Here is an 8,210-nt window from a genome sequence, read left to right as displayed (position 1 = left end):
GGCCGGCGATTGAGGCCAAAGGGGGTCCGGGGGCTTGCCCCCGGTTTCGGGAAGGGGCGGGATCGGGGAAAAATCCCGCTCCCACTCCTCTCAGCTCACATTCACCGCAGTGTCATCGATGACGAAGTCCGTCGCGAGCGACGAGTCCTCCGTGCCGGTGAAGGTGAACGTCACCGTCTTCCCCGCGTACGCGGAGACGTCGAAAGACTTCTGCACATAGCCATTGCCGCTGTCGAGGTTCGACCAGCTACCCAGCTTCGCCGTCCCCGCCTGCAGCGTCAGCGTGTCGTAGGCCGTGCTCCCCGTCTCCTTCGTGTCGATGTGCAGCCAGACGCTGAGCGTGGCGTGGCAGCCCGCCGGGATGGTCACGCTCTGCGCGAGCGTGTCGGTGTGGGCGCTGCCGTAGCCGTCGAGCCAGGCCTTCCAGGAGCCGGAGTGCGCGGGCTGTGACGCGCTGTTGTCGATCACGCCCGAGCTGGCGGTCCAGGGCGCGGCCGTGCCGGTCTCGAAGCCCGCGTTGCCCAGCAGCTGGGCCGCTGTGCAGCCGCCGCCCGTCGCGTTGACGGTCCAGGTGAAGGACGCGCTCCCGGTGGCTTTGGTGGAGTCCTGGGCGGTCACCGTGACGTTCGACGTGCCGGCGGTGGTCGGCGTGCCGCTGACGACGCCGGTCTTCGCGTCGATCGACAGCCCGGCGGGCAGCCCGGTGGCGCTGTAGGAGAGCGACTGGGCGGAGTCGGAGTCGGTGGCCCTGACCGGCAGGGAGACGGCCGTGCCGACCGTGCCGGTCTGGTCGCCGGGGCTGCTCACCGAGACGGTGTTGCCGCCGGTCGAGTAGGAGACGAAGGCACCGGTGCCGTTGGGGGTGCCGAGCCCGGTCGGGCCGTCGTAGCCGGTGCCCGCGGTGCACAGGTAGGACGGGCTGCAGCTGCCGTTGGCGCCGCTGGTGACGTCGTTGAGCGCGGAGGGGTGCGCGTAGGGGTACGAGGCCGGGTAGCTGCCCGCTGCGGGTGTGCCCGCGAGGGCGTAGACCGCGGCGATGATGGGCGAGGAGGCGCTGGTGCCGCCGTAGACGTTCCAGCCGCCGGCCTGGTACGTGTCGTAGACCGCGAGCCCGGTGGCGGGGTCGGCGACGGCCGAGACGTCCGCGACGGTCCGCTTCGCGCAGCCGGTGTCGTGCTGCCAGGCGGGCTTGTCGTCGTAGGCGGAGCAGCCGGAACCGGCGCCCTGGCCGCCCGCGCTCGATCCCCACACCGATTCGGTCCAGCCGCGCGCGTTGCCCGACCGGCTGAGCGAGGTGCCGCCCACCGAGGTCACGAACCGCGAGGCCGCGGGGTACTCGACGCCGTAGCCGCTGTCGCCGGAGCTGACGGTGATCGCGACGCCGGGGTGGTCGAAGTAGGAGGAGTCGGACGTCGGGTCGGTCGCGTCCTCGCTGCCGCCGTAGCTGTTGGAGACGTACTTGGCACCCATGGTCACGGCGCGGTTCACCGCGGCGCCGAGGTCGTCCATGCTCGCGCTGTTCGCCTCGACCAGCAGGATGTGGCACTGCGGGCAGACGGCGCTGACCATGTCGACGTCGAGCGAGATCTCCCCGGCCCAGCCGGAGTCGGCCGTCGGGTAGGAGGTGCCGCCGTTCTGGTCGGCCTTCTTGAAGCAGCCGTTGGCGGTGGTGCACGCGGGCAGGCCGTACTGCGAGCGGTAGGTGGCCAGGTCCGTTTCCGCGTTGGGGTCGTCGTAGGCGTCGACGATGGCCACGGTGGTGCCGGAGCCCGCGTTGGCCGGCAGGGCGTACGCGCTGCGCAGGTCGCCCGGGCCGTAGCCGGAGGGCGTGATGTCGGCCGCGATGCCCCGGTGCTGCTGGACGTCCGTACGGGCCAGGGCGAGGCAGGCCATCCTGCCGGGCGCGGTGGCCTCGGAGCAGAGCCGCTTGGTGTGGGCGGCGGCGGTGGTGTGCGGGGCCGCGGTGGCGGCGGGGGAGGCGGCTATCAGGCCGCCGGTGACGAGTGCCGCGAGCGAGAGCAGCGCGGTGGTGGCACGGCCCGCCGGCCGTCTGGAGCGGAAGGATCTCTTCGTCTGCCGTCTTTTGGCTTGCACGGAACAGCCCTCCATGGGGGGTCGGATGTCGCCCGTGAACGGAAGAGGCCGAGGAGGTGCCGGCGGGTCGCCGATTCCATGGGAAATGTCGAGTGCATGACAAATTCCCCCTCGGGAAAATGCCACCCCGGTGGGTGGTGGCACGCGTCGAACGTAGCGACGCCCGTTCCCAAGGAACAACCGAGCGAACAGCAAAGGCTTCCTATCGGCGGTATGGGCCCGCCGCTGTTCCGCCGCCGTTCCGGCACCGGGCGGAAAGGGGCCGATGGGGCGGAATCTCTTGATCCGCTTGCCCGTCCCTGGCCGCTTTTTCGGGCGGTTTGTGACCTTGCTACGCCGATCGCGTGACTTAGCTCGCACCACCCGTTCACCGCCATAGCGGGCGGAACATTAGACTCGACAGACCGGCAAGCCCGACAGGCTCGTACAGCTCGATGAAGGAGGCACGGGTGGCGCTGCTGACCCGCATCAGGGGACCGCGCGATCTGGACCGGCTGAGCCCGGAGCAGCTCGACCGGCTGGCCGCGGAGATCCGCTCCTTCCTCGTCGACGCCGTGGCCAAGACCGGCGGCCACCTCGGACCCAACCTCGGCGTGGTCGAGCTCACCATCGCCCTGCACCGGGTCTTCGAGTCGCCGAAGGACAAGGTCCTCTTCGACACCGGGCACCAGAGCTACGTGCACAAGCTGCTCACCGGCCGCCAGGACTTCTCCAGGCTGCGCGCCAAGGACGGCCTGTCCGGCTACCCCTCGCGCGCCGAGTCCGAGCACGACGTCATCGAGAACAGCCACGCCTCCACCGTCCTCGGCTGGGCCGACGGCCTCGCCAAGGCCAACCAGGTCCGCCGCACGGACGACCACGTCGTCGCCGTCATCGGTGACGGCGCGCTGACCGGCGGCATGGCCTGGGAGGCGCTCAACAACATCGCCGTGGCCAAGGACCGCCCGCTGGTCATCGTCGTCAACGACAACGAGCGCTCCTACGCCCCGACCATCGGCGGCCTCGCCAACCACCTGGCCACGCTCCGCACCACCGACGGCTACGAGCGCTTCCTGGCCCGCGGCAAGGACCTGCTGGAGCGCACCCCGGTCCTCGGCAAGCCGCTCTACGAGACGCTGCACGGCGCCAAGAAGGGCCTCAAGGACTTCATCGCCCCGCAGGGCATGTTCGAGGACCTGGGCCTGAAGTACATCGGCCCGATCGACGGCCACGACATCGAGGCACTCGAATCCGCCCTCCAGCGCGCCAAGCGCTTCGGCGGACCCGTCATCGTGCACTGCCTCACCCAGAAGGGCCGCGGCTACAAGCCCGCCGAGCAGCACGAGGGCGACCGCTTCCACGGCATCGGCGTCATCCACCCCGACACCGGCCTGCCGGTCTCCTCGGGCGGCGCCGACTGGACCTCCGTCTTCGGCGACGAGATGGTCGAGCTCGGCCGCGAGCGCGAGGACATCGTCGCGATCACCGCGGCCATGCTCCAGCCGGTCGGCCTGGAGAAGTTCGCCAAGGCGTTCCCCGACCGCGTCTACGACGTGGGGATCGCCGAGCAGCACGCGGCGACCTCGGCCGCGGGTCTGGCGACCGGTGGCCTGCACCCGGTCTTCGCGGTCTACGCGACCTTCCTCAACCGCGCCTTCGATCAGGTGCTGATGGACGTGGCCCTGCACAAGTGCGGCGTGACCTTCGTCCTGGACCGGGCCGGGGTCACCGGCACCGACGGCGCCTCCCACAACGGCATGTGGGACATGTCGATCCTCCAGGTCGTCCCGACCCTGCGGATCGCCGCCCCGCGCGACGCCGACCAGGTCCGCGCCCAGCTGCGCGAGGCCGTCGAGGTCAAGGACGCGCCGACCGTCGTGCGCTACTCCAAGGGCGCGGTCGGCCCCGCCGTCGAGGCCGTCGGCCGGATCGGCGGCATGGACGTCCTGCGCGAGCCCGCCGCCGGCACGGACCGTCCCGACGTCCTGATCGTCTCCGTGGGCGCCCTCGCCCCCATGTGCCTGGAGATCGCCACGCTGCTCGACCAGCAGGGCATCTCCTCGACCGTCGTCGACCCGCGCTGGGTCAAGCCCGTCGACGAGGCCCTGCCCGGGCTCGCCGCGCGGCACCGGGTCGTGGTCACCGTCGAGGACAACAGCCGTGTGGGCGGCGTCGGTTCGGCCGTCGCCCAGGCGCTGCGCGACGCGGACGTCGACCTGCCGCTGCGCGACTTCGGCATCCCGCCGCGCTTCCTCGACCACGCGTCGCGCAAGGAGGTCATGGCGGAGATCGGGCTGACGGCGCCGGACATCGCGCGCCAGGTGACGGGGCTGGTCTCGAAGATCGACGGCCGTTACGAGGAGCCGGAGCCGGCCGCCGAGCCGGTGCGCGACTGAAGCACCCTCCCGGGACCCCGTCCCGCACAACCCACCTATCCGAGTGGAAACGCGCCCCGTCCGCATATCGCGGGGCGCGTCCCATCGGGTGAATCCTGACGACGGTGGCCGGGCCCGCCCCCGCGTGGGCCCGAACATCGCGGACACTCGCTCAGTTCACGGATGAGCGACGGGTCGAGCAGGAGGTGGGCCGATGAGTACGGAACAACCCCTCAGGAACAGCCCCGGAAGGCGCGGCGTCTTCCGGACCAAGACGGTGGAGCAGTCCATCCGGGACACCGAGGAACCCGAACACGCGCTCCGGAAGTCCCTCACCGCACTCGATCTCACCGTCTTCGGCGTCGGTGTCGTCATCGGCACCGGCATCTTCGTGCTCACCGGCAAGGTCGCCAAGGAGAACGCGGGCCCCTCGGTGGCCCTCGCCTTCGTCCTCGCCGGCGTCGTGTGCGGGCTCGCGGCGCTGTGCTACGCCGAGTTCGCCTCCACCGTGCCGGTCGCCGGCTCCGCGTACACCTTCTCGTACGCCTCCCTCGGCGAGCTGCCCGCCTGGATCATCGGCTGGGACCTGATCCTGGAGCTGGCCCTGGGCTGCGCGGTCGTCGCCGTCGGCTGGTCCGGCTACATCCGCTCGCTGCTGGACAACGCGGGCTGGCACCTGCCGACGGGCCTCCAGGGCACCCACGCGGGCCACTTCGGCTTCGACATCCTCGCCTGCGCGCTCGTCCTCGTGCTCACCGCGATCCTGGTCCTCGGGATGAAGCTGTCCTCCCGGGTGACGACCGTCGTCGTCGCCATCAAGGTCACCGTCGTCCTGATCGTGATCGTCGTCGGGGGCTTCTTCGTCACCGGCGCCAACTACCACCCGTTCATCCCCCATTCCGTCGGCACCAAGGCCGGCGGCGACATCAAGGCCCCGCTGGTGCAGCTGATGTTCGGCTTCGCGCCGTCGAACTTCGGCCTCATGGGCATCTTCTCGGCCGCCGCCGTGGTCTTCTTCGCGTTCATCGGCTTCGACATCGTCGCCACCGCCGCCGAGGAGACCCGCAACCCCCAGCGCGACGTGCCCCGCGGCATCCTCGGCTCGCTCGCCATCTGCACGGTCCTCTACGTGGCCGTCTCCGTCGTCGTCACCGGCATGCAGCGCTACGACCAGCTCTCCACCGACGCCCCCCTCGCCGACGCCTTCAAGGCCACCGGGCACCCCTTCTGGGCCGGACTGATCAGCTTCGGCGCGGCCGTCGGCCTCACCACCGTCTGCATGATCCTGCTGCTCGGCCAGAGCCGGGTCTTCTTCGCGATGAGCCGGGACGGGCTGCTGCCCAGGATCTTCTCCCGGGTCCACCCCCGCTACGGCACGCCCTACCGCTCCACGATCCTGCTGGGCGCCGTCGTCGCCGTGCTCGCGGGCTTCACCTCGATCGACGTCCTCGCCGAACTCGTCAACATCGGCACGCTCTTCGCCTTCGTCGTCGTCGCCCTCGGCGTGATCCTCCTCCGCCGCAACCGCCCCGACCTGCCCCGGGCCTTCCGCACCCCGCTCGTCCCCCTGGTGCCCGTGCTGTCCGTCCTGGCCTCGCTCTGGCTGATGCTCAACCTGACCGCCGAGACCTGGCTCAGGTTCGCGGTCTGGATGGCGCTGGGCTTCGTCATCTACTTCGTCTACGGGCGCCGGCACAGCCGCGTGCCCTGAGGGCGCCCGCCGGGCGGGCACGGACCACGTGCCCGCCCGGTGCCCACGGACCGCGCCGCCCCGAGGACGTACCCCTAGGTTGACCCGCATGCCCGTCGCGCAGCGCGCGGCCGCCCCGGCCGCCGCCCCCGTACCGCACGCCCGGACCCCGCGCGGGCCCGCGGCCCCGCCGGGGAACCGCGACGCCTTCTGGCCGCGCCTGCTGCCCGTCCTGGCGGCCCTCGCCCTCGTCACCCGGCTGCCGTCCTTCCTGCGCCCCCTGTGGAACCCCGACGAGGGCTTCCTCGCCACCGAGGCCCGCATGCTCGCCCACGGCGCCGTCCTCTACCGCACCGTCGTCGACCGCAAGCCACCCGTGCTGCCCTGGCTCTACGAACTGTGCTTCGCGCTCTTCGGCGACCGCTCGCTGCTGCCCCTGAAGGCCCTCGCGGTCCTCGCCCAGCTGCTCACCGCCGTCCTGCTCGCCTCGCTCGCCCGCCGCCGCTGGGGCGAGCGGGCCGGGCGCGCGGCGGGCGCGCTCTACCTCCTGGTGTCCATCGCCCTCGCCCCCGAGGACACCCAGGCCGCCGCCTTCGAAGTGTTCATGGTGCCGTGGACGGTGGCCGCCATGTGGTGTGCGGACCGCCGCCGTTGGGGCGCCGCCGGGCTCGCCGTCGCCGCCGCCGTGCTCACCAAACAGACCGGGGGAGCGGTCCTCGCCCCCGTCCTGCTGATGCTGTGGACCGCGCGCCGCAGGACCGCCGGCGCCGCCGCCCTGGCCCTCGGCGCACTGCTCCCCACCGCCGCCGTCGCCTGCGCCACCGGGCCCGCCCGGCTGCTGTTCTGGTCCGTGACCGGCTCCGGCACGTACGCCTCCGCGGCAGGCGCCGTCGCGCTCGCCGTCGGCCAGGCGGCGTCCAACACGAGCACCCTCGCCGTGGGCTGCGCCGGGCTGCTCCTGCCGGTCGGCCGCCGGCTGCTCCAGGGCCGCCGCGCCGCACCGCCCGAGCTGTGGCTGTGGCTCGCCGCCTCGGCCGTGGCCGTCGCCACCGGCTTCCACTTCTTCGGCCACTACTACCTCCAGCTGATCCCGCCGCTCACCCTGCTGGGCACCTCGGCGCTGGCCGCCCTCGACGGGCGGCTGCTGGGCACCTCGCTCGCGCTCTCCGCGCTCTCCTGCGCGTTCTTCCTGGGCTGGGGGCTCGCCGACCAGCCGCCCGACCTGCCGCACACCCTGAAGGTGGCCCGCGCCGTCCGCGAGCGCACCGCGCCCACCGCCCGCGTGCTGTGCTGGGGCATGCACCCCGAGACGTACTGGCTCGCCGACCGCCCGCCCGCCGGGCGCTTCCTGACCGCCGGGCTGCTCACCAACTACAGCGGCGGGCGCGGCCCTTCACACGTCGGCGAGGCGTACGGCGTGCCGGGCTCCTGGCCCGTCTTCCGGCGCGAACTGACCCGCCGCCCGCCCGCGCTCATCGTCGACGACTCACGCGGCAAGCCGTACGGCCCGGCCCGGCTGCCGTCGCTGCGGGCGGTCCTGGACCGGGGGTACGAGCGGGTGGGCACGGCCGATGGCGCGGTCCTCTACGCCCCGGCGGCGGGGCTCACGGACGCACCGCGCGCGGCCCCGTGACCTCGGCGCCCAGGGCCTTGACGCGCTCGCGCAGTCCGCGGTCCGCGGTGACGACCACGCAGCGCCGCCCCGGCGCCCGGTCCGCCACCACCTGAACGATGCGGTCGTCGCCGCTGCCCGCCGCCTCCGCCACCCGGACCCCCGGCACCGGCGCCACGCCGCGGGCCGCGCCCTCCACCACCAGTACGATCTCCGGCGGGGACGTCAGCGGCGGCTCGACGGCCCCCGGCGGCAGGCCCGCGCCGCCGCCCTCCGCCGCGTGGGCGACGAGCAGGTCCCGCAGCCGCTCGGCCGCGCCGCGGCGGTCGCGCCACCAGCCGTCGGGAACCGAACCGACGACATTCGCGCCGTCCACGACGAGGAGAGGGGTCATGCCGACAGCCTCCCACGTCAATTCCCGGCGGAATTCGGCGGCGCGCACGATGTTATTGTCGAGGGT

Annotated in this window: 5 protein-coding genes; 3 read left to right on the top strand and 2 right to left on the bottom strand. The window is 72.6% G+C overall.

Annotated features, from left to right (window positions below):
- Positions 1-90: 90 nt before the first annotated feature.
- Complete coding sequence (locus tag ABD269_RS27365; RefSeq protein ID WP_425572980.1) at positions 91-2,109, bottom strand: putative Ig domain-containing protein; 2,019 nt, start codon at positions 2,107-2,109, stop codon at positions 91-93.
- 434 nt (positions 2,110-2,543) lie between these two features.
- On the opposite strand from ABD269_RS27365, the gene dxs reads away from it, so the two are divergent.
- From dxs to ABD269_RS27350, 3 genes are all read left to right on the top strand, one after another.
- Entirely contained in the window at positions 2,544-4,469 is a 1,926-nt protein-coding gene (gene dxs / locus ABD269_RS27360; protein ID WP_344122005.1) for a 1-deoxy-D-xylulose-5-phosphate synthase, read from the top strand.
- Between the two features lie 193 nt (positions 4,470-4,662).
- Entirely contained in the window at positions 4,663-6,159 is a 1,497-nt protein-coding gene (locus tag ABD269_RS27355) for an amino acid permease (protein ID WP_344122003.1), read from the top strand.
- A gap of 88 nt (positions 6,160-6,247) precedes the next feature.
- Entirely contained in the window at positions 6,248-7,771 is a 1,524-nt protein-coding gene (locus ABD269_RS27350; RefSeq protein WP_344122001.1) for an ArnT family glycosyltransferase, read from the top strand.
- On the opposite strand, the gene ABD269_RS27345 is transcribed toward ABD269_RS27350, so the two are convergent.
- Positions 7,743-8,144, bottom strand: coding sequence for an NTP pyrophosphohydrolase (locus ABD269_RS27345; RefSeq protein ID WP_344121999.1), 402 nt, complete (start codon positions 8,142-8,144; stop codon positions 7,743-7,745). The two genes, ABD269_RS27350 and ABD269_RS27345, sit on opposite strands and share 29 nt — an antisense overlap.
- Positions 8,145-8,210: the final 66 nt, after the last annotated feature.

It is taken from the genome of Streptomyces blastmyceticus (assembly GCF_039521185.1).
GTDB lineage: Bacteria > Actinomycetota > Actinomycetes > Streptomycetales > Streptomycetaceae > Streptomyces > Streptomyces blastmyceticus.
The sequence above is the reverse complement of the archived record's forward strand: the minus strand, read 5'-3'. Positions and strand labels throughout refer to the sequence as shown.